Raw genomic sequence first — 22,780 nt, 5'->3', positions numbered from 1 at the left:
AATGCAGCAGTGTGGTGCGCTAAAATCAGACCAATTATTTATAGCGTAGCGTTAACTTTCCGGCTGCTTTAAATGAGTGAAAACTCCTTTTTAAAATTATTTTTCAATAATCTGAATCTTAAAAAGTCTGTCCCAATTTTTTCCGGTAACATACAAAATGTTCTTTTCACCTTTGTAGGCAATACCATTTAATACATCCAATGCGTCATGTTGGGTTACCTTGTCTTTAAGGCTGGTAAGGTCAATGACGCCTTCCACCGCTCCGTTTTCAGGGTTTACAATAGCAATAGCGCCTTGTTGGTAAATATTGGCGTAAATTTTTCCGTCAACCCATTCCAGCTCGTTTACTTTCGGGATTTTGCTGGTGTTGGTATACATCTCAATATATCCTTCCTCGGCAAGCGTTTCAGCATTCAGAGTCCAAATTTTTTCGGTGCCATCGCTTTTAAAGATTACCGAACCGTTGTTACACAAGCCCCAGCCTTCTTTGCTTTCGCCATACACAAAGCTGCCTTTTTTATCCATGGTCCTTAGATCGTAGATAAAGCCGGTGTTCTCACGCCATGTAAGCTGAAAAATTTTATCGTTTACAATAGTGAGTCCTTCCGCAAAATACTGATCCTGCAATGCGACTTTTTTAAGGATGCTTCCGGTAGTGTAATTGGTTTTCCGAAGGGTCGATTCTTTGTATTGCCCCGTGCTTTCGTAAAGCGTGTCATTATGAAATTCGAGTCCTTGCGTATAGGCTTCGATGTCGTGCGGATAGATTTCGAGAATAGTATAAGTGTATAGTTTAGGAGTAGTGGAGGCGAGCAGCGTAATGTTTTTTGAAATGCTATAGGTGTTTCCTTCCGAAGTGATAGTAGCTTCGATCGTTCTAATTCCCAGTTTTTTTTCTGAAAGATTTACTGAGGTTTCTTTATTTCCGTTTACTGAAGCAATTTCCAAACCATCCAGTGTATATTTTACAGCTTCGATCGCCTTGTTTTTCTTGCTTTTTATGGAAACCATGGGTACATCCGAAACCGTAAATGCCTTCTTTCCTTCTTTTATTTCGATTGCAAACAAATCGGAATCCTTTTCGGGTTTATTTCCACAACCAACACTTAGTATCACTAATGCGGTCACAATTACCTGTTTATATATTTTCATGGAGTGCTCAATTTTTTGGCAAGATATTTATTATAATCTAGAACTAAAAATCCTTGCAACAACTTACAAATTGCCGTATATTTGCACCGGCAAGTCCTACACAACCAGCTCCTGTTGAATCCCCCAGGGCGGGAACGCAGCAAGGGTAGATGGTCGTAGCGGTGTGATGTAGGTAGCTTGCCATTTTTTGTACAACAATGTTTCGTAAAGCACATCGCATTATAAACATTGAGTTGTACAAAATCCCGATAGTAATCGGGATGTCATACTTCTAATACAGTTTTCAAATAAAATAGCAAATAGTACTCTTTTCTACTTCACAATTTGGAAATCAATCTTTGTAACCGCATCTTTGTCTGTCGCAAGCAAAATCTATGTCTAAAGTTGTATTAATTACGGGAGGATCTTCAGGAATTGGCAAAGCAATTGGCGAATATCTTACTAAAAAAGGCTGTATTGTCTACGGAACCAGCCGTTCACCCCAAAAATATAGTGATAGCTGCAGCTTTTCTTTATTACGACTGGATGTTCTGCAGCCGGAATCTATTTCCGAAGCTGTTTCAGAAATTATAAAAAAAGAGGGAAAATTAGATGTTGTTATAAATAATGCGGGAGTAGGAATCACAGGCCCCATCGAAGAAACTCCTTCAGAAGAAATTAAAAAAGCCTTCGAGACCAATTTGTACGGTCCCATTGAAGTGATTAAAGCTGTTTTGCCTCAGATGCGGCAACAAAAAAGCGGACATATAATTAATATCACATCTATTGCCGGATATATGGGATTACCCTATCGCGGAATATACAGTGCCTCGAAAGCGGCACTCGAAATCACTACCGAAGCGTTTAGAATGGAAGTACAGCAATTTGGTATTAAAATGACCAATGTGGCACCCGGAGATTTTGCTACCAATATCGCCGCAGGGCGGTATCACGCTCCTGTGCTTGACGATTCTCCTTATAAAACAGCCTATTCAAATACGCTGAATATGATGAACGAGCATGTAGATCAGGGGGAAGATCCAAAAAAGATGGCAGCGGTTGTTTATAAAATCATTGAAACCGGGAATCCGAGAATCCATTATAAAGTAGGTGCCTCGCTTCAAAAATTTTCAATTGTTCTTAAAAGAATTCTGCCCGACAAGGTCTACGAGCGTATGTTGTTAAAGCATTATAAAATAAAGTAAGGAAGTTTGAATTACTTCAGAAAAAATTATACAACAAAGGTTTCAAACACCTGTAATGTTATGTACTTTTGCACCAATTAAAAACGAAAACCTCTTACTATGAAATTCTTCATTGATACTGCAAATTTGGATCAAATTCGCGAAGCCCAGAACTTAGGTGTACTGGATGGTGTTACCACTAACCCTTCACTAATGGCGAAAGAGGGTATCACCGGACGTAACAATATATTAAAGCACTATGTGGACATTTGTAAGATTGTCGATGGTGATGTTTCTGCCGAAGTGATTGCAACCGATTTTAAAGGTATTGTAAAAGAAGGAGAGGAGCTGGCCGAATTACACGAGCAGATCGTAGTAAAAGTGCCTATGATTAAAGAAGGTATAAAAGCAATTAAATACTTTACAGATCACGGAATTCGTACCAATTGTACCCTGGTATTTTCTTCGGGGCAGGCGTTATTGGCAGCAAAAGCCGGAGCTACCTATGTTTCACCTTTTATAGGACGCCTGGATGATATTTCTACAGACGGATTGAATCTTATTGCCGAAATACGACAGATTTACGATAACTACGGCTACGAAACTCAAATATTGGCAGCATCTATTCGTCATAGCATGCACATTATAGAATGTGCAAAGATTGGTGCCGATGTAATGACAGGGCCTTTATCTTCGATTGAAGGATTGTTAAAGCACCCACTTACCGATATAGGTCTGGCGCAGTTTCTTGCAGATTACAAAAAAGGAAACTAATTTAATAGATACAATTAATGGAAGAGCCTTTCAAATTTTGGAAGGCTTTTTAGTTTAAATACCCAAGCAATAAGCCTTCAATAGAGGTGCTGAAGAGATTTGCATTACTTTCAAGTATAACAGCATTTTTGGTGAGGATCATCGCTTTATTTATCGAATTTATAACGAGTTTTGCCTCAGCTTCTTCAATGTTTTCAAGTTGATATTCCATATCAGCATTATACCCAGATTTTTTTACGATGTCACGCCATTTTTTAAAGTGAGTATCGGTATTAATTCCAATAAAATCGTATTCGGGATATTTCGCCTTTAACTCGGCTGCCTTAGAGTGAATGTCTCTATAATGTTTTACAGATTGTCCCGACCAGAAATACAGTACGGTAGGCTTACTTATTGTGCTCCGCAAATCTTTGGCAGTGTTATCTGTAGACACTATTAACACATTGGGAATTTTATTGCCAGGAGTGAGATTTATCGTCGCCTCAGCTAGTTTTTGTATTTCCGTATGATGCATTTTGTTGTTATTCATCTTAAGGAAAAGTGCAACCATTAATTGTTCATTCTGAGCGTCTTTTCCATTAATAAGGTAATTTTTGATGCAAGAACGCAATAAGTTATTTTTTAAAGAATCACTTGTAACCAAACTGTCAATAATCTTAAATTTTCGTTCACAGTGTATATAAGAATATTTGTTTGTTGCATTTTGGTCACTGTATTTTGTAGCAGCAATGTTGTCGAAATATCTGTTTAGAAAACGATAGTAAGGATAATAAGATCTAAGATTATCGTTACCAAAGTCTATTTTGTCCCTATAGGCATAAAAGTCTTTTGGAAAATTTTGCGGATTACTGTTTTCAGGATTGGAAGCGTTGACCGAAGTGTACATTTCCTTTTTAGAGTAATAATCGTATTCAATATTCGCTTTTGCAATTTGCTTTAATCCTTTACTCGGATCGTATTTTGAAACAAATTCGCTGTATAATTGTTCTCTTATCTGTTTTAAAGAATCTAGCTTTTGTTCGTAAGTTGCCGGAGGTAGCGAATACCATTTTGGCACCAGCTTATTTTCTTCTTCATTTATTAAAAACAACTCCATCAAAAAATTGTTCTTTTCAGCTCCCTTACCTGTATAGGTCAACGATTCGTCAAAATCGACCGTATTTACCCGTAACATCAAGCTGTCTCCCGGTTCCACATAGAATATTTGAAATTCATTATGCTGAAAAGAATACAATCCTTCCTGAAGTTCGTGGTTTTCGTATAAAAAGAAATTTCTGCTGTTGAGTTTTACGGTATCCAGTATGCAATTGTCCTTATACAGGACAATATAATCTGTTTTCGGGTTAATTACTTCGCCACCAATCCAAACGGTTTCAGAAGATTCAGAATCTTTATTATTACAGGAAATAACAAAGGAAATACAGATTATAAAAAGTAGCCGTCTATACAAAGTATTTATCAAATTGGATGATAACAAAAATAGGGACAGTTTCAACTCATTTTGTTAATTCCTCGTTAAAAGGAATTTTAAAACGTTAATGTTTCTTCAATACCAGTTTATTAGCTACTTTTGCCGCAAATTTTAAAACGAAAAAAGGCAGATGTTATCAGTTTCTAATTTATCGGTTCAATTTGGCAAGCGTATATTGTTTGATGAGGTAAGTACGCAGTTTGTTCAGGGCAATTGCTACGGGATTATAGGTGCAAACGGCGCCGGAAAATCTACTTTTTTAAAGTTGCTTTCAGGAAAGAAAGATCCAACAGCAGGGCATGTTCATCTGGAGAAGGGCAAACGCATGTCTGTGCTGGAGCAAGACCATAGTGCCTACGACGAGTTTATGGTATTGGAAACTGTAGTAAGAGGGAACCAAGAACTTTTTGCCATCAAATCGCAAATCGACAAGCTCTACGAAGATTATACCGATGCCAACGCCGAAAAAATAGGCGAATTGCAGGTTGCTTTCGAAGAGATGAATGGTTGGAATGCCGAAAGTGATGCCGCCGCCATGCTTTCCAATCTGGGAATAGGCGAAAGCCTCCATTATACCTTGATGAGTGATCTGGACGGAAAACAAAAGGTACGTGTGCTTTTGGCGCAGGCCTTGTTTGGCAACCCTGATGTGTTGATCATGGATGAGCCGACCAACGATCTGGATTATGAAACCATTTCATGGTTGGAAAACTTTTTGGCGAACTATGACAACTGTGTTATTGTGGTGTCTCACGACCGTCACTTTTTAGATTCGGTGTGTACACATATTAGTGATATCGACTTCGGAAAAATAAATCATTACAGCGGAAACTATACGTTCTGGTATGAAAGTAGTCAGTTGGCAGCACGTCAACGAGCTCAGCAAAACAAGAAAGCCGAAGAAAAGAAAAAGGAACTGGAGGAATTTATTCGACGTTTTTCTGCCAACGTGGCCAAATCGAAGCAGGCTACCAGTAGAAAGAAGATGATCGACAAGTTAAATGTTTCCGATATAAAACCATCGAGCAGACGCTATCCTGCCATTATTTTTGAACGAGAGCGCGAAGCAGGAGATCAGATTTTAAACATCGACGGACTTTCAGCATCCTTAGATGGAGAAGTGTTGTTCCGAAATATCGATATCAACCTTACCAAAGGTGACAAAGTGGTTGTGTATTCGAAAGATTCGCGTGCTACTTCAGCCTTTTATGAAATAATCAACGGGAAGGCAAAAGCCGATTCAGGGGAATATCAATGGGGAGTTACTACCAATCAGAGTTATTTACCCTTGGACAATCAGAAGTTTTTCGATAACGATATGTCACTGGTAGACTGGTTACGTCAGTGGGCCAAGACCGAAGAAGAGCGTGAAGAAGTACATATTCGCGGCTTTTTGGGTAAAATGTTATTTAGTGGAGAAGAGGCCTTAAAAAAATGTAATGTGCTTTCGGGAGGTGAAAAAGTACGCTGTATGTTAAGCCGCATGATGATGATGCGTGCCAATGTAGTTATGCTGGATGAACCTACAAATCACTTGGACTTGGAATCGATTACAGCTTTTAATAATTCATTGAAGAATTTTAAAGGAACTGTGCTTCTTACCACACACGATCACGAATTTGCACAAACCGTAGCGAACCGAGTAATCGAGTTAACTCCGGGAGGAGTAATCGATCGATATATGACCTTCGATGAGTATATGGGCGATAAGAAAATAAAGGAGCTACGCGAAAAAATGTATTCGGTAGAGGCGTAATTATTCACCTATTTCCTTTAAATATTCGTCGATGGCAGATTGGGCCTTCGGCAATTCATCTTTTCTGATATACAGCATTATCTGTCCCGGAACACCAATGGTGAAGCCTGCTTGTATGCTGCTTTCATTATCGTTGCGCTCTATAGGACTTATTCCCAAATCGTTTAATCGTGCCACCAATCCTTTGACAATCATTGCCGGGCCGGTATAAATTCTAACTGTATCTTGTGTGTGATCGCTCATAGTTTATGCATTATAGTATTGGCTATCCCAGATAGCTGTGTTGAAATTTTTTCCTTTGGCAAAACCATAAAACAATACAATTCCTGCCACTGCTTTGAACATAAAAAGGAATAATAATAAATATTCCTGCATGGCTGCTGTATGTGAAAACAGTTTGATGGGGGTCATGGCTGTCAAAACCATACTGAGAATTAGAACGGTAAAAACCAGATTCTCAAAATTGCGATAGGGCCACATTAGTAGTTTTCGCAACGGATGTAAGTCGTTTCCCCATTTATAGATAAAATAGAAATAATCGTTTCCCATAGGCACAAAAAGTACCGGATCGTCTGCGTTTTCCAATTTTAAGAGCTTGGAAGGCGCCATTATTTTAAAATGCTGCAGTTGTGTGTGATGCTCTTTTTCCAGTTTTCTTATTTCTGAAATAGCTTCGGAAGGGAAGGTACCCTTAAAAAAATGTGCGTCTAAAAATCGCAGTCTATAGGTCACACATAGTTTTCTGATATCCTCTATGTGGAAAATTCTTTCCGAAGCAATTAAATCCAAACATAGTTTGTTTGCCTCCGAAATTTCTGAAGGCTTTTCGATAAGGGTGGCACGAATACTCGTTCTTTCAGCAGTAGTTTCGGCAAAAATACGATGCACTTCCGCAAGGATATCACCTCCAGTAATACGTCGATTCCGAACATTAATAAGTTTCTTTTCAATATTTACTCGAGTTGGCACCATAAAATAATTTGCAAATTAAAAGTACAACCAAGCGGGCAGCCAACCAAGATTTTAACAATTATTTGAAGTAAATTTTAAATAATTAAGCGCATTCCCCGTTTTGGTATCGTATTTGTTTATTTTTATCCGGAAAAAATTTGAAATATGAAACCTATTCTTGTTATCAGTCTTTTTGTGAGTGTAATTTTTAGTTCCTCCCTTTGTGCGCAGAAATATGTCAGTTCAGACGACGTACTTGTTGAAACCGAATGGAATGGCGTTACTTTTAGCTCGGAGAAATCACTTTTTGAAAATCTGGCACTGGCTCCCGGGTTTGCTGAAACAGGGTTACTATTAGAAGATTACGAACAAGATATATTTAAAGAAGGAACCATGTTCACGGTTTTTGTATCTGTAGACAGTTCCTATCGAGCACTTCCCGAAGAAACTTATAAGGCATTATTTTCCGAAGGTAACGCGCTGGAACAATTTTTTAAATTTTATATTATTCCCGGCCGACTGGACAGTTATTCTTTAAAGAAAGCCATCGCCAATAATTCAGGAAAGGCCTATTTACGAACCCTTAATGGTGAAAATTTAGGTATCAAAGAGGTGAATGGACAATTGGTGTTGGTAGATTCACAAAATAATACGGCCACAGTTACTGCATCCAATTTTTATCACTCCAACGGCTTTTTTCATATAGTTGAGGGCCTGGTTTTTCCCTCCAAATAAAATTACCGTAAAGTAGCTCCAAAATCGCTTTCAAATCGCTGTTGCAATTTTTTCATAATCTTGTCGATTTGCTTGTCGGTTAGTGTTTTCTTTTCGTCTTGAAGCGTAAAACTCAGGGCATACGACTTTTTACCTTTCGGAAGATTTTTCCCGGTATACACATCGAACAAGGTTACTTCTTTTAACAATTCACGTTCTGTTTGCAAGGCAGATGCTTTTAAAACATCGAAGCTTATGTTTTCATCGAGAAGTAACGCAAAATCACGTTTTACCTGTGGAAATTTCGGGATAGGGCTTACATTAAAATTATGCGTTGGAATTTCTTCTAAAACGGCATCCCAGTTAAAATCTGCAAATATGGCTTCTCCTTCAACAGCAAAGGCTTTGGTTATTTTTTTCTTTACAACTCCAAAGTCAACCAATGTCTTTTTATTTTTAACTACTGAAAGCCCTTCCGAGAAAATATCGCTTTTCACACCTTTTTCGGTATAGCCGGAAATTCCCAAGCGGTCTAAAATGCTCGTGATAATCCCTTTGGCATAAAAGAAATCACTTTTTTCGGAATGTCCAATCCTCCAATTGTCCTCTTCTTGATTTCCAGAAATGGTAAGCGATAAGTGCTTCTTTTCGGCTCTTCCATCAGGATAATTGTGGTAGGTTTTTCCGAATTCGAACAACTTCACATTGTTTGTTCTTCGGTTGTTGTTGTATGCCAAGGCTTCCATACCACCAAATAACATAGATTGGCGTAATACCGACAGATCCTGACTAAGCGGGTTGAGCATGGTAATATTATGTGCTTCCGAAAGGGAATCGCTCAACGAAATGTATTTAGGAGAGGTTAAAGAATTCCCCAGCATTTCATGAAACCCAAGAGCAATAAGTTGTCCCGCTGTTTTATCCTGAATTTTATAATCTTCAACCCGTTCTGTAGAAGCGATAGAGGCGTTTAGTTTTTGGGTGAAAGTGATTTTGTTGTAGCCGTAAACTCGTAAAATTTCCTCAATCACATCGGCCTCTCGGGTAACATCGTTTCGGTAAGCAGGAATGGTCATTCCTATACCGGTTTCGGTTACGTTGTTCACTTTTATGTCCAGTGAAGTAAGGATACTTTTAATGGTTTCTTTTGGAATTTCTTCCCCAATTAATTTTGTGGTGTTCGCGAAATTGAGCACTACTAGATGGTCCTCAATCTTTTTAGGATAAATATCGACGATATCGCTGGTTACCTCGCCGCCGGCAATTTCTGATAGAAGAATAGCTGCGCGCATAAGGGCGTATTCTGTAATGTTGGGATCGATTCCTCTTTCAAAGCGGAAAGAAGCATCGGTATTTAAACCGTGGCGTTTCGCTGTTTTCCGAACACTTATAGGGTTAAAATAAGCGCTTTCCAGAAAAATACTTGTAGTTGTTTCGGTAACACCACTATTTATTCCTCCAAAAACACCTGCTATGCACAGAGGAGCAGAGGCATCACAAATCATTAAATCTTCTTCGTGCAATTCACGTTCAACACCATCAAGCGTTGTGAACTTTGTTCCTGTGGGTAAGGTTTTTACATTAATTTTCCCACCCGCAATTTTTGCAGCATCAAAGGCGTGGAGCGGTTGCCCTAATTCGTGTAAAATATAATTTGTTACATCTACTATATTATTGATAGGAGTGAGGTCTATTGCCTTCAATCTATTTTGAAGCCATGCCGGAGAGTCGGCAACCTTTAATCCTGAAATTGTAAGTCCGCAGTATCTCGGAGCCAACTCGTTGTTAGCTACTGCCACATCTATCTTTAACGAGCGGTTGTCTATATGAAAACTACTGGTAGAGGGTGTTATTAATTCTATGGATACATTTTGTTGTAACAAACCGGCACGTAAATCGCGCGCAACACCTAAATGGCTCATTGCATCTGCGCGATTGGGCGTAAGTCCTATTTCAAACACCGTATCGTTTTCTATTTCAAAAAGTGTATGAACCGGAGTTCCGGCCTTATATTTTTCATCCAGAATCATAATGCCGTCATGACTTTGTCCTAAGCCTAGTTCATCTTCGGCACAGATCATTCCATTACTAACTTCACCTCTAATTTTCCCTTTTTTAATCTGCCAGGGATTACCTTCACCGTCATATAATGTGGTACCGACAGTTGCCACTGGTACTTTTTGTCCTTTGGCTACATTGGGAGCTCCACACACAATTTGCACTGTTTCTTTTCCCAAATCGACCTGAGTGATTTTTAACCGGTCTGCGTTGGGATGAGGACCGCATTCCACTACCTCGCCAACTACCACACCTTCGAGTCCGCCGGGAACCGAAGTAAATTTTTCGATGCCTTCAATTTCCAGCCCCAGATCGGTTAATAATTCTCCGGTCTTTTCTGCCTCCCAGTCAAGATTTATAAATTGTTTCAGCCAGTTGTACGAAATCTTCATTACGATTGTAATTTAAGGATACAAAGATAAAATATTGCGCATAGCATTCAAATATTGCCTCATAATTCGTAGATTTAAAATTCCATTTTTAAAACCCTATTTTATGAAATTTTTAATTAAACTAATTATGCTTCTTTTAATAGTTGGACTTACTTCCTGTCGGGACACTAATAAAGAGGAAGAAGCCGAAACAAACGCGGTAATTGAAAAAATAGATTCCGTTGAAAGCGAGGCCGAAGCGATGAGTGAACAATTGGAACAAGAAGCCAAAGAACTTGAAGAAGCAATGGAAGAATTAGACAGTATTTAAACCACACCATTATGAAAAATTTACAATACATTTTAATGACGATTGCATTCACACTATTTATTGGTAACAGTGCAGTTTTGGCCCAGGATGCGACCGGAAAAACCCAAAGTGATATCAACGGAAAAAAAGAACAAATAAAGGCTGAGGGCGGAGCGGTGAAAAAAAAGACAGAAGTTAAAACCAAAGCAGTAGTCGAAAAAAAGGAGGTTCAGAAAGAAAAGACGGACGCAAAAGTTGAGAAATCTTCGAGCACCGAGATAGATCTTTCAAAAGCCGATAAGGAGCTTCGTGAAAGTTATGAAAAGAAGTTAAGTTTTGCCAAAACCGAGGAAGAAAGAAAAAGTATTAATGAGACTATGAAGAAAATACTTGCCGAACCTAAAACCCGTCCTATGGAGGCTAAGGATGAGGCAAAGAAGGAGGTCAAAGAAATAAAGAAAGAAGTACAAAAGGAAGTGAAAAATACGAATGCCACTCTTAAAGGTAAGGAACTGGGTATGGCCAGAGCCTCAGAGGCAAAATCGAAAGTAAATCAAGCCGATATTGTTTTAGAAAAAAGACGAAATCAGTTACAAGACGCACAAAGAAAATTAGCAGCTGCCAAGACTAGATTAGATGATGCAAAGGCTAAGAAGTCTATTTCGGCCGCAGAGATTGCAGCTAAGGAGGCTACTATTGCTAGGGTGGAAGCGAAGATTTCGCAATTTGAAACCACTTTGAATACAGTTTCCGAAAAACAAAGCATGCAGAAACAAACTCTAAATAGTTTGTACAACGAGAACTAAAAAACAGTAAGAAATCTTCTTAAATAGGCGTTAATTACCATAGCGCCTATTTTTTTGTTTGTATTTTTACCCTTATAAAACATAACATCATGCAAGTCAATTTTACTCGATATTTTTTTACGCTACTCACACTGGGTCTTTTTATTTCCTGTGATAGGGACCCTAAAACTCCGAAGGTAGGAGAGTGGCGAGTCGAATTGGATTTGGGAAAGGGAAAAAAGCTTCCCTTCTTAATGGAATACACAGCCGATAAGACCTTGTACTTTTTTAATGCGGAAGAAAAAATTGAAATTACAGATGTGACCTTCTTTGGAGATTCCATTCATATTAATCATCCTGTATTTGAAGGGGTTTTTAAAGGAATTTTTGCCGAAGATTCTATCTATGGCGATTTTATTAAACCTAGTATGGACCGAACTGTACCTTTTAAAATGAAACAGGGGCGGGCCGAACGTTTTAATGTAAAAGTTGCGCCAAAGCAAACCGTAAAGGGAAATTGGGAAGCCGTTTTTAGTCCCAATACTGCCGAAGATCGCTATATCGCCAAGGGTATTTTTGATCAAATAGGGCATAAGGTAACCGGTACATTTAGAACCACAACCGGAGATTACAGATATTTGGAAGGGGCAGTGGAAGGGGATTCGCTTAAACTCTCAACTTTCGATGGAGCACATGCCTTTTTATTTGAAGCAGTTGTAAACGACAGCCTTATGGAGGGTATATTTTACAGCGGGAGTCATTGGAAAGAGCCATTTACTGCAAAGCGTAACGAAATGTTCGAATTGCCCAAAGCCGATTCCCTCACTTTTTTAAAGGAAGGTTATGATAGATTAAAGTTTTCATTCCCCGATTCAAAAGGGAAAATGGTATCCTTGGACGATGACCAATTTAAAAATAAAGTGGTAATCGTACAAATAATGGGAACCTGGTGTCCTAATTGCTTAGATGAAACAAAATACTTTACCCAATTTTATAAGGCAAACAAAAGCGATAGTCTGGAAATGGTTGCCCTGGCTTTCGAATATGCCAAAACTGAAGCCAGAGCACTTCAAGCCATTGAAAAATTGCGAACAGCTGTAGAAGTGCCTTATCCAATTTTATTGGCGCAGTATGGCGGAGGTAGTAAACAAAAGGCCAACGATAAATTACCTATGCTAAATCATGTTTTGTCTTATCCCACTACCATTTTTATTGATAAGACAGGGAAGGTGCGCAGAATCCATACAGGATTTAATGGCCCCGCCACAGGAGAGGAGTACACAAAATTTGTAAAAGAATTTGAGGCTTTTGTGGATCAATTGCTGAAAGAGTAAATGCTTATTGTCACCTGTTAACTTTGATATTCTCAATCCCCACAATGTGAACCTTCTGCCACCCAACGTTTTTCTTCCTCGAACGCCTTGTAATCGTGATTAACGGAGGCAATACCCAGAAAGTTAAGACTTACACCCACATGGACTTCATATTTACAGGTAGCTGTATGGCAGGGTCTGTTATCGAGCAATCCGGTACTTAAATACGACGAGGTATGTGTGTTCAGCAAAATATAGGGCACAATGGTATTTCCTAAAATACCTACTTCCATCCGTGGGAATTCCACGCCTACACCCATTCCGGCTATACCGGCAGTTGCCGTGTTACTGTCTCCCGTTTGTCGAGCATTATCTCCCGTGACTTCTCCTCGGGAAGTAACTCTACCTGCTTCGTATGAAAAGCCGATGTTACTGTCATAAGTCAGTTTCATACTCACCTGACTACTGCTTCCTGCAGCCACTTCGGGATAAATTTTAAGATTTGCTTTAAGTCGGAGTGTAACCGGAATGATACCGTTGACAAGGATAGTGCGCTCAATACTCGCGGGAATTTCCAAGATGGCAATTTCAGACCCCAGGCCTACAGCCGCGAACTTAACTTCCATCTCTCCCTGCATGCCGTTATTATTGTACGATACATGTTGTGTTGCCCCACCTTCAATAACGACATCTGCATTGCTGGTAAACGAAGAGATAAATCCTTCGGCAGTGATACTGCAAACATTTCCTTTGGTAGCAGAAAGTTTAATATTTAATCTGCTGCCTGCTACGGGATTGAGTTCAAATTTAATCTTCCAACCATTTATCTCGCGTTGCAGAACAACATTAGATCCTTCAGTTTCACCTGCTTCAATTTCTCCATCTTGCGGACTTATGAGACTCATCATTGGGGTTGCCATGGTGGCAATGGGCTGACCGATATTCATTCCAATAGAACTGCTCTGAAAATCGTTCCAATTTACCGGGGTTTCGTAGCTTATTTTTGCATCCTTGTAATAGTCTGTTAGTCTGGCATATTCAGAGGTGACTACAATTTTCCTACCTTCCTTCTTTACGCTTTTTATCTTCCGAAGGGAATGCGTTTCAAACAAAACAACCGTTCCCGGCTTGAGATCTTCCACTTCATCTGCATTATCTGAAAAGACATAGGTACCGGTTTTTGCATCGTACGAATCGAGAGATTTTATGACCGAAGCCGACACCGCAGCGGTGTTTTCCTGCGTAGTGGCTTCAAAAGTTTCTGTTTTTGGTTTTAGAAACTTTTCGAAGGATTCAGGTTTGTCCGAATTGTTATCTCCACAGGCCGTTAGGAGTAGAAGAAGAATCGAAAATAGGAGCAAGGGGATTCGGGAAATATTCTTTGGTGTGGCCATAGCAGTTGTGAATTAGTTAGTCATTTCATCTACTTATATAAAGTTAAGTGGTTTGAAGTTAACTATTTATATTTATATAAAAATAATTTTGAGGTGTGAAATTATTTTTCAGAAGCTATAATAAATGCTGAAGAGATAGCTTTTATTTCCGGAAGAAAAACCAATTTGGACCGTTTCTTTTGCATACGAGGTCGTATATAAGTAACTACTGCCTATCCCCACGGTGGCTCCTCCCACAATGTCCCAAAAGTTGTGATATCCGTCCGGACCTTCCATTCTGCTAACGCCTACGATACTTGCCAGGAAATACGCAATCCAACCGTATTTCCATCCGTATCGCTTTTGAATAAATGCTGCTCCCGAAAATGCCGAAGAGGTATGCCCGCTAGGGAAGGAATCGTACCTGTTGCGTCCTTCCGGACGCCTACTTTTTATAAGATGTTTCAGGGTATACGTAATAGCCATTGTGGTGCCATAAGAAAGAGCCAATTGTTTGGTGCCTTCATAGTCTTTTTCGAGAAGCGAAACAATACCGGCGGTAACCGGGATGCCTATTTGCAGTATATCACCGGTTCCTTCCAACGCATATTCCCATTCTTCGTGAGTCCCATCCAGTGAAGCCTGCGCTTTTACACTTCCAATGCTAAATACTGTAAACAGTAAAAGAAAGGATAAATTGAAGGGATTTTTCATAAGAAAGTGGCTTAAAATCGCTAACCATTTATTGAAACAATTTAGCTTTTTTATTTGTATTAATTGAAATTGTCGAATTCAACGAAGTAAAAAAAATAGAATCCCCTATCCTAAATAGGGGAATTTTCCCCTTGTAAACTGAAGGGTATCACTAGGGTATATACAAAGATTACGGTCTACATTTGTCTCATAATGAATAAATTATACTGAATTATGAAAAATCTTGGACCCATCCGAAAATTAGTTCCCACTTTAAAATTTTCTCAAAAAAGCAGTTTTATTGGTATGGTAATTTGTTTGGGAATGTTTTCAAGTTGTTTAGGTCAGTATATGCAAACCGGGGTTAATGAAAATGAATTACGATTGTTTAATTTAGAGACGGAAAATAACACCTCAATCAATCAGATTCGTCTATACCCAAACCCTTCCACCGATTTGATAACAATCGACCTTGGAGCCGAATTTGAAAACGCAGATGCTTCTATTTACAGTGTGTTGGGAGAGAAATTAAAGCAAGTTAATTACAAAGCAACCTCAGGGTTCTCAATGTCTATTTCAAACTTGAAATCGGGAGCCTATTTTGTAATTGTTACTCTCCCAAATGGTGGGGCCCGTTTAAAATTGGTGAAAGAGTAATGAACGTTTTATTTTACGAAATATAATTCCAAATGTTTTTATACCTCGTTAACTGGGCAAAGGTCTTTTTTATGGGAATGTTTTCAGGTTGGGACAGTGAGGGGTCCTGCTTTAATACCTGAATGGCATAGCTTCTGGCAATCTTCAAAATCTCACCATCCTTCATAATATCTGCAATCCGAAGGTTGAGTACGCCGCTTTGTTGTGTTCCCATAAGGTCACCCGGTCCTCGTAATTTTAAATCTACTTCACTAATTTCAAAACCGTCGTTTGTGCGCACCATCGTCTCTAAACGGGTGCGGGCATCGTCGGACAGTTTGTTGCCAGTCATTAAAATACAATAACTCTGTTCTGCGCCACGTCCTACGCGACCCCGCAACTGGTGCAGCTGTGACAATCCGAAGCGTTCGGCACTTTCTATGACCATTACACTGGCATTGGGAACATCGACACCTACCTCAATTACGGTTGTCGCCACCATGATGTGTGTTTCACCTTTTACAAATCGGTTCATTTCAAAATCTTTATCAACCGACTTCATTTGGCCATGGACAATCGAAATTTGATAATTTGGCATTGGAAACTCCCGTGCAATGCTCTCGTATCCATCCATCAAATCTTTATAATCCAAAGCTTCACTTTCCTGTATTAAGGGGTATACAATATAGACCTGTCTGCCCTTTGAAATTTCATCCTTTAAAAACCGAAAAACCTTCAGTCTGTTCGAATCAAAACGGTGCACAGTTTTCACCTCTTTTCTGCCCGGCGGAAGTTCGTCAATTACACTAATATCAAGGTCGCCATAAACGCTCATAGCGAGGGTGCGGGGGATGGGGGTAGCGGTCATTACCAGAACGTGTGGAGGATACTCATTTTTGTGCCATAATTTACTGCGTTGAGCCACTCCAAAACGATGTTGTTCGTCGATGATGGCAAGGCCTAAATTTTTAAATTTTACCGTATCTTCGAGTAGGGCATGGGTGCCAATTAAGATGTTTATTTCACCATATTCCAGCTTTTTATGAATTTCTTTCCTTTTTGAAGCTTTAGTTGAACCGGTAAGTAGTTCTATGCTGGTATTCAAATTGTTACATAATTCGACTATACCATTATAGTGTTGGACTGACAAAATTTCAGTCGGGGCCATTAAACAGGCTTGAAAACCATTGTCAAGTGCTATAAACATTGATAATAACGCAACTATGGTCTTTCCCGAACCTACGTCACCTTGCAACAAACGATTCATCTGTGCATTGCTGCCCAAATCGTTGCGAATTTCTTTAACTACCCGTTTCTGTGCCTCGGTTAGTTGGAAGGGTAAATGGTGACTGTAGAAGGTGGTAAAATTACTTCCTATTTTATCGAATGGATACCCCTTAATTTTTGCTTTATGAATTAGATTTTTCCGAATTAATTGCAGTTGAATGTAGAATAATTCTTCAAATTTTAATCGGTATTGAGCACGTGCTAAAAGGGCTTGATTTTTTGGAAAATGTACATTAAAAAGGGCCTCACTTTTTGGCAGTAATTTTAGCTGATCGAGAAGTGGTTTTGAAAGGCTTTCTTCGAAGTTATTTTGGGACTCTAAAAAGAGTTGTTGCATGAGTCCGTTAACAACTCTATTTGTAATTCCGCTGTTCGATAATTTTTCGGTGGAAGGGTACACCGGTTGCATGGCAGAACGAATACTTTTTTCATGCGCCTCCAGCAATTCCATTTCGGGATGAGGCATCGAAAAACTACCATTAAACCAGTTTGTTTTTCCGAAGATAACATAGGGCACATTCGGCTTCAGATTTTCCTTAATCCATTTATGACCCCGAAACCAAACCAGTTCCATAGTGCCGGTTTCGTCTATAAACGTTGCAACTAAGCGCTTTCCACGCTGTTGTTGCACACTTTTAATATGCGTGATCTTCCCAATTATTTGAACTTCGGCATTGGTTTGTTGCAATTGCCCTATTTTGTAATATTGAGTCCGATCTAAATATCTGTTGGGAAATAAATTCAGTAAATCCTGAAAGGTATGAATTCCAAGCTCCTTTTTTAGCAGGGCTGCCCGATTAGGACCTACGCCCTTCAGATAATCTATAGGAGTTTGCAAGAAATTAGAATTCATAAAACGAATTTAACAAATCCCAAGTTTGTAAAGTAGCCTTCTTAAGATATTTATAAGCTTAACAACCAAATTGAAGCGAAATGCACATATTTTTAGTATTTTCGGCATCACTAATAAAAACTATAATTACCATGAAATTTCGTTCCGTTTTTAATATAACTTCCACTTTCCTTTTGCTTTTGGCAGTCTTCTTTATACACAGTTGTACCAAGGACGAATCTTCCAATCTAATTGATCTAACACCACAATTTACGGTAGATGTTACGGATTTAGATTTTAATAATGTTGTATTAAATCAGGTTTCTACAAGACAGTCTTTTGTAATCGATGCTACGAATTTAACCAATGAGCTCATCGTTACATCTTCCGAAGCTCAATTTGAAATTTCAAGAGATGGTGCTATTTATACCAATACCCTTTCGTTTACCGCGACAAATGCGAATATTGATGACAAACTTATCTATGTACGCTTCGCTCCCAATAATCAGAATTTGGGAACTATAGAGGGAACAGTGACAATATCCAGCGTAGATGCGGGTACCGAAACCATCAGTGTTACCGGAAACAGTGTATTGGCAACGGAAACCGTGACAAACGTACAAACTTTTCAAAATTCGAGACACGGATTCGGTAATGGCCTGTCTCAAACTCGAACGGGTTCTTTCGAATTCCCCTTCGATATGACTCAGGTGTCGAAAATTACTATGTATGTGCAGTTAGAGTGTCCAGGAGAAGGTTGTAACGCCTGGGATGTGTTTGCAAATATAGCCGTGAAAAACCCATTAAACGCCAGTTGGATGGAAATAGGGAGATATATTACGCCTTATGGCGTGGATAACCACCAGTTGGAAAGAGGTTTCGAAATTGATGTTACCGACTTCAAATCGATGCTTTCAGGAACGGTTGAGTTAAAATCCTTTGTAGAGGTGTGGGGAGCAGACGGCTGGAACGTATCGGTAGATTTCGACGTGACTACCGGTGGCGATATAGCTTACCCCTACTATGCAATTGCCGAAATTTTACAATACAACAGACACTCATTGGATGGTATTCCGTACGGCGTTCCAAACAATTTTGATGTCGATAAAACAGTAACCATTCCCGATAATGCCGAAGTAACTAACTTGCGCACCATCATCACAGGTTGGGGACATGCAACCCCTAACGATCCGGGTGGGAGACCGTGTGCCGAGTGGTGCTTTAGAATACATCAAGTGCTAATTAATGGGACCACAGGATTTGTACACGATATGAATGCAATTGGGTGTGGAAGCAACCCGGTGCAGCCGCAAGGCGGAAACTGGGCTCCGGATAGAGCAGGGTGGTGTCCCGGAATGGCTGTGCCTAATAGAATTGATAGTTTTACAACTTCCATGGCAGGAGAAACCTTCACGTTCGAATACGATTTGGAAGATTGGACGAGTGACAGTGGAGGGACAAGCAACGCTTACTATGCAATTTCTAATTTCGTGGTCGTAAAAAGCAATACTCCTATAGAAACACCTATAGTTACGGAGTAAATTCAGGTTTTATAATAAAATTTAAGAGGCAGGTATTGTAACAAATGCCTGCTTTTTTTGTTATTATTGAATATCTTTAACTATGCACAGTATCGTACAAAAACAGCTTTTTAAAATTGGTATTTGTATTTTGGTATTCTTGAGTTTTCAGGGAATTGCCCAGCAGAAACAATTCGTCGATTTTTTACATATAGATGCGGTTGTTGAGCCTATCGCTTCAGAAAAAAAGATTGTTGGGACAATGACGGTTACCTTCAAAGTCTTGCAAAAAACAGATTCTATCTTTTTGGATGGCGTGAATATGAAGTTAGTGCAAACAGCTTTAGAAAGTGTGTCCGTTTCTGTTTCTGAAAAGAAAATTTGGTTGGTTAACTCGTTTGAAGCCAATAAAGAATACACAGCCTCTTTTTTTTACGAAGCCATACCTAAACAGACAGTTTATTTCCCGGTAGGGCAAATTTGGACGCAGGGACAAGGCAAGTACACATCGCATTGGCTACCCAGTATAGACGATATGAACGACAAAATTGAGTTCGACATCACGATCGTCGCACCCTTGGATGAAAGTGTTATTGCCAATGGGAAACTGATTTCAGTTGCTGAAGAAAATTCAAAAAAATACTGGAAATGGGACATGCAACAGCCCATGTCGAGTTATCTGGTGGCCTTTGTGATAGGTGATTTTGAGAAAAAAGAGCTTCGATCTGCTTCGGGAATACCCATTGAATTGTACTTTCAGCCGGTTGATTCCTCCAACACCGAAACTACTTATAGGTATACCAAAAGAATCTTCGATTTTCTGGAGACTGAAATCGGATTGTCCTATCCCTGGCAGAATTACAAACAGGTTCCTGTAAAGGATTTTTTATACGCAGGGATGGAAAACACTACACTTACCGTATTCTCTGAAGCTTTTGTGGTAGACTCCATTGGTTTTAATGATCGAAATTATGTCAATGTCAATGCCCACGAAATGGCGCATCAATGGTTCGGGAATTTAGTCACTGAGACCGAGGGAACACATCACTGGCTGCATGAAGGGTTTGCAAGCTATTATGCGCTGCTGGCCGAAAAAGAAATCTTCGGAAGTGATTATTACTACTGGAAGTTATACAACACAGCAGAGCAGTTAAAACAGCTAAGCGATGAAGGCAAGGGGGAGAGCGTAGTAAATCCGAATGCTAGTTCTTTAACTTTTTATGAAAAAGGAGCCTGGGCGTTGCATATTCTGAAAGAATTAATTGGAGAAGAAGCTTTTAAAAGTGCTGTGAAGAATTATTTGCAAAGGCACAGCTTTCAAAATGTCACTACAACCGATTTTTTAGCTGAAGTAAAAGCCGTTTCCAGCAAAGATATTTCAAAATGGGAAACAGACTGGTTGCAACAATCTGCCTTCAAAGCCGAACAAGCCTATGAATCCTTGCTTCAATCACCATTTATTAAGCGTTATTTTGAAGTATCAGCTTTACGTTCTGTTCCTATGAAGGATAAAATAATTCCTTTAAAAACGGCACTTATTTCCTCCAATGAATACATTGGACAAGAAGCTGTATATCAGTTGGAAGGTGAATCGTTTGCTGAAACGCTTCCGTTATACAAACAAGGCTTTGAAAGTGACAATTTATTTATTCGGCAGGCAATTGCGTTGACTTTGAGTGTAATTCCGAAGGAATTACAACCCGAATACGAATCGCTCTTGGACGATGCATCTTATGTCACCAGGGAAGCTGCATTCTACAATCTCTGGTCTGTTTTTCCTGAAAAAAGAAATGAATATATGGACAAGGTGAAGGGAGTGATTGGTTTTCAGGATAAAAATGTGCGTCAGTTGTGGTTGGTATTGGCTCTGGTAACCGAAGGTTATCACGAAGCACAAAAGCCGAATTATTTACAGGAACTAAAGGGTTATACATCTCCAGATCATAGTTTCGAAATTAGACAACGCGCTTTTGGATATTTGAATGAGCTTCAGTTGTACGACGCAACAGTTCTGCATAACCTGGTGAATGCCACAGTGCATCCTACCTGGCGTTTTCGCGATTTTGCCAGAGGATTGTTTCGGGAAGTAATAAAGGATTTCAACAATAAAAGTATGATTTCGGGAATGATGGATGGTTTTTCAGAAACCGAACGAGCATATGTAAATTCAATACTTACGCAACAATGAGAGCTTTAGTTATATCCGGTGGTGGGAGTAAGGGAGCATTTGCCGGGGGGTAGCACAATATCTTATTCAAGAGCAGTTGCACAATTACGATTTATTTGTTGGAACGTCTACCGGAAGCCTTCTTATATCGCACCTTGCATTAGATAAAATTGAAAAAATAAAGGAAGTATACACTTCAGTAAATCAAAACAGTATTTTTAGTATTCGTCCGTTTGTCACCAAAAAAATGAAGTACGGGGGTAAGGAAATTTCAATCGATCATTTGGCTGTTTTACGAAATTTTTTACGCGGAAGTAAGACCTTTGGCGAAAGTAACAACCTCCGCAAACTTATTGAAGACACCTTAACACCAACCGAATTTAATTCCTTGAAAGAAAGTAATAAAGAAGTTGTGGTAACAGTATCAAATCTTTCTTTAAATCAGGTGGAATACAAATCCATTAAAGACTTCGAATACGAGGATTTTTTGGATTGGATTTGGATTTCCTGCAATTACATTCCGTTTATGAGTCTGGTAAAAAAGGAAGGATGTGAATATGCCGACGGCGGATTTGGAAGTATGGTTCCTATCGAAGAAGCGATTAATCGCGGCGCGACATCGGTAGATGTTATTGTCCTTGAAACCGAAGTGACCTACTATAATAGATTGCCATCAAAAAATGTTTTTTCGCTGCTTACCAATATGCATACCTATATGCTCGACCGAATTGAGAAGCAAAATATACGTATTGGAAAATTTGTTGCCGGAAATCACGACGCTATCATTAATCTGTACTACACTCCTACAGTTTTAACAACAAACTCGTTAATCTTCGACAAAGTAATGATGGCGAAATGGTGGGAAAGTGGTTTTAACTATGCCAAACAAAAAAACACCGAACTCAACGAAATTAAAACTCAGGACGCTTAATACAGTTCGCTTACTTCTTTTTTTAAATAGACCATTGCTTTTTGCGAAGGCGTTATCTCCTCCATAAAATTTCGCAACAACCATTCCCGCATATGATCGGCTGTATTGTCTTTTTCATGCATCGCACCTTGGCGAATAACATGAATCGTCGCATTTTTAGCAGCATTGATGAGGTTCCAGCATTCGGGTGTCACGTAAATTTGTTGGGTAAGATTGTGTTCAAACTCCTGTTCTATATTTTTAATAAGCAGGGCCTCGTATTTATCGACCTCGTCGGCAAACGGTTTTATTCGAATTAATAATTTATTGGGATCGATACGTTCCAAAAAAAGTGTCATTCGCTCGTAGGCCTGTAAACGCATGGGAAGTACCTTATTTTGGGCTTCCTTTTGAATAAGATAGCGTCTGCGACCTTCCTCGTTGGCTGTATGACCTTTAAAAAAGTAGTAGGCAATAACACCCACCACAATTGCAGGTAACAAATAGGCTACATAGCTGATAATTTGAGTGGCTTCTTCCATAT

The 22,780-nt window shown here is 39.2% G+C and carries 19 protein-coding genes, 1 other RNA gene and 1 pseudogene; 12 read left to right on the top strand and 9 right to left on the bottom strand.

From position 1 onward, the window contains the following. Window positions 1-96: 96 nt before the first annotated feature. Window positions 97-1,152 (bottom strand): glutaminyl-peptide cyclotransferase, encoded by a 1,056-nt coding sequence (locus tag ATE92_RS13720; protein ID WP_100804252.1) that lies wholly within the window; start codon window positions 1,150-1,152, stop codon window positions 97-99. Window positions 1,153-1,239: 87 nt separating this feature from the next. Between ATE92_RS13720 and ffs the strand changes: the two genes are divergently transcribed. The 3 genes from ffs (at window position 1,240) to fsa (ending at window position 3,089) form a co-directional block, all read left to right on the top strand. Continuing rightward, an RNA gene (ffs, locus tag ATE92_RS13715) (signal recognition particle sRNA small type) lies at window positions 1,240-1,338 on the top strand. 188 nt (window positions 1,339-1,526) lie between these two features. Next, window positions 1,527-2,336 (top strand): SDR family oxidoreductase, encoded by an 810-nt coding sequence (locus tag ATE92_RS13710; protein ID WP_100804251.1) that lies wholly within the window; start codon window positions 1,527-1,529, stop codon window positions 2,334-2,336. A 99-nt stretch (window positions 2,337-2,435) separates the two neighbouring features. After that, complete coding sequence (gene fsa / locus ATE92_RS13705) at window positions 2,436-3,089, top strand: fructose-6-phosphate aldolase (protein WP_100804250.1); 654 nt, start codon at window positions 2,436-2,438, stop codon at window positions 3,087-3,089. 49 nt (window positions 3,090-3,138) lie between these two features. Here the strand turns inward: fsa and ATE92_RS13700 are convergent, their stop codons facing one another. Further along, the gene (locus ATE92_RS13700) at window positions 3,139-4,539 is read right to left on the bottom strand and encodes a thioredoxin-like domain-containing protein (protein WP_100804249.1); all 1,401 of its coding nucleotides are present in this window, start codon (window positions 4,537-4,539) and stop codon (window positions 3,139-3,141) included. Between the two features lie 151 nt (window positions 4,540-4,690). On the opposite strand from ATE92_RS13700, the gene ATE92_RS13695 reads away from it, so the two are divergent. After that, window positions 4,691-6,316, top strand: coding sequence for an ABC-F family ATP-binding cassette domain-containing protein (locus ATE92_RS13695; RefSeq protein WP_100804248.1), 1,626 nt, complete (start codon window positions 4,691-4,693; stop codon window positions 6,314-6,316). On the opposite strand, the gene ATE92_RS13690 is transcribed toward ATE92_RS13695, so the two are convergent. Next, window positions 6,317-6,559 (bottom strand): hypothetical protein, encoded by a 243-nt coding sequence (locus ATE92_RS13690; RefSeq protein WP_100804247.1) that lies wholly within the window; start codon window positions 6,557-6,559, stop codon window positions 6,317-6,319. Between the two features lie 3 nt (window positions 6,560-6,562). Continuing rightward, entirely contained in the window at window positions 6,563-7,288 is a 726-nt protein-coding gene (locus ATE92_RS13685) for a hypothetical protein (protein WP_100804246.1), read from the bottom strand. Between the two features lie 144 nt (window positions 7,289-7,432). Here ATE92_RS13685 and ATE92_RS13680 point away from each other — a divergent pair, with 144 nt between their 5' ends. Beyond that, window positions 7,433-8,002 (top strand): fasciclin domain-containing protein, encoded by a 570-nt coding sequence (locus ATE92_RS13680; RefSeq protein WP_100804245.1) that lies wholly within the window; start codon window positions 7,433-7,435, stop codon window positions 8,000-8,002. A 2-nt stretch (window positions 8,003-8,004) separates the two neighbouring features. Here the strand turns inward: ATE92_RS13680 and pheT are convergent, their stop codons facing one another. Further along, window positions 8,005-10,431, bottom strand: coding sequence for a phenylalanine--tRNA ligase subunit beta (pheT, locus tag ATE92_RS13675; protein ID WP_100804244.1), 2,427 nt, complete (start codon window positions 10,429-10,431; stop codon window positions 8,005-8,007). Window positions 10,432-10,534: 103 nt separating this feature from the next. Here pheT and ATE92_RS13670 point away from each other — a divergent pair, with 103 nt between their 5' ends. The 3 genes from ATE92_RS13670 to ATE92_RS13660 all read left to right on the top strand — a co-directional run bounded on the left by ATE92_RS13670 (window position 10,535) and on the right by ATE92_RS13660 (window position 12,839). Beyond that, a complete protein-coding gene (locus tag ATE92_RS13670) occupies window positions 10,535-10,741 on the top strand; it encodes a hypothetical protein (RefSeq protein ID WP_100804243.1) in 207 nt (68 codons plus the stop codon). An 11-nt stretch (window positions 10,742-10,752) separates the two neighbouring features. Continuing rightward, window positions 10,753-11,526, top strand: a complete 774-nt coding sequence (locus ATE92_RS13665) for a hypothetical protein (RefSeq protein WP_100804242.1) — start codon at window positions 10,753-10,755, stop codon at window positions 11,524-11,526. Window positions 11,527-11,615: 89 nt separating this feature from the next. Further along, window positions 11,616-12,839 carry a TlpA disulfide reductase family protein gene (locus ATE92_RS13660; RefSeq protein ID WP_100804241.1) on the top strand — a complete coding sequence of 408 codons (1,224 nt, stop codon included), beginning with the start codon at window positions 11,616-11,618 and terminating at the stop codon, window positions 12,837-12,839. Window positions 12,840-12,871: 32 nt separating this feature from the next. On the opposite strand, the gene ATE92_RS13655 is transcribed toward ATE92_RS13660, so the two are convergent. Then, window positions 12,872-14,212, bottom strand: a complete 1,341-nt coding sequence (locus ATE92_RS13655; protein ID WP_100804240.1) for a hypothetical protein — start codon at window positions 14,210-14,212, stop codon at window positions 12,872-12,874. 108 nt (window positions 14,213-14,320) lie between these two features. Further along, window positions 14,321-14,905, bottom strand: coding sequence for a phosphatase PAP2 family protein (locus tag ATE92_RS13650; protein ID WP_100804239.1), 585 nt, complete (start codon window positions 14,903-14,905; stop codon window positions 14,321-14,323). A gap of 213 nt (window positions 14,906-15,118) precedes the next feature. On the opposite strand from ATE92_RS13650, the gene ATE92_RS13645 reads away from it, so the two are divergent. Beyond that, entirely contained in the window at window positions 15,119-15,541 is a 423-nt protein-coding gene (locus ATE92_RS13645) for a T9SS type A sorting domain-containing protein (RefSeq protein ID WP_100804238.1), read from the top strand. A gap of 13 nt (window positions 15,542-15,554) precedes the next feature. Here the strand turns inward: ATE92_RS13645 and recG are convergent, their stop codons facing one another. After that, window positions 15,555-17,660: an ATP-dependent DNA helicase RecG gene (gene recG, locus ATE92_RS13640; protein WP_100804237.1), complete on the bottom strand. Its 2,106-nt coding sequence runs from the start codon at window positions 17,658-17,660 to the stop codon at window positions 15,555-15,557. A 131-nt stretch (window positions 17,661-17,791) separates the two neighbouring features. On the opposite strand from recG, the gene ATE92_RS13635 reads away from it, so the two are divergent. The 3 genes and pseudogenes from ATE92_RS13635 (at window position 17,792) to ATE92_RS13625 (ending at window position 22,257) form a co-directional block, all read left to right on the top strand. Then, window positions 17,792-19,180, top strand: a complete 1,389-nt coding sequence (locus ATE92_RS13635; protein WP_100804449.1) for a peptide-N-glycosidase F-related protein — start codon at window positions 17,792-17,794, stop codon at window positions 19,178-19,180. A gap of 82 nt (window positions 19,181-19,262) precedes the next feature. After that, window positions 19,263-21,347 (top strand): M1 family metallopeptidase, encoded by a 2,085-nt coding sequence (locus ATE92_RS13630; protein WP_100804236.1) that lies wholly within the window; start codon window positions 19,263-19,265, stop codon window positions 21,345-21,347. Beyond that, a pseudogene (locus ATE92_RS13625) lies at window positions 21,344-22,257 on the top strand (patatin family protein). Before ATE92_RS13630 ends, ATE92_RS13625 begins: the two are co-directional and overlap by 4 nt. On the opposite strand, the gene ATE92_RS13620 reads toward ATE92_RS13625, so the two are convergent. Further along, entirely contained in the window at window positions 22,254-22,778 is a 525-nt protein-coding gene (locus ATE92_RS13620) for a hypothetical protein (RefSeq protein ID WP_100804235.1), read from the bottom strand. The pseudogene ATE92_RS13625 and the gene ATE92_RS13620 sit on opposite strands and share 4 nt — an antisense overlap. Window positions 22,779-22,780: the final 2 nt, after the last annotated feature.

The organism is Ulvibacter sp. MAR_2010_11, from assembly GCF_002813135.1.
Taxonomy (GTDB): Bacteria; Bacteroidota; Bacteroidia; order Flavobacteriales; family Flavobacteriaceae; genus Altibacter.
The sequence above is the reverse complement of the archived record's forward strand: the minus strand, read 5'-3'. Positions and strand labels throughout refer to the sequence as shown.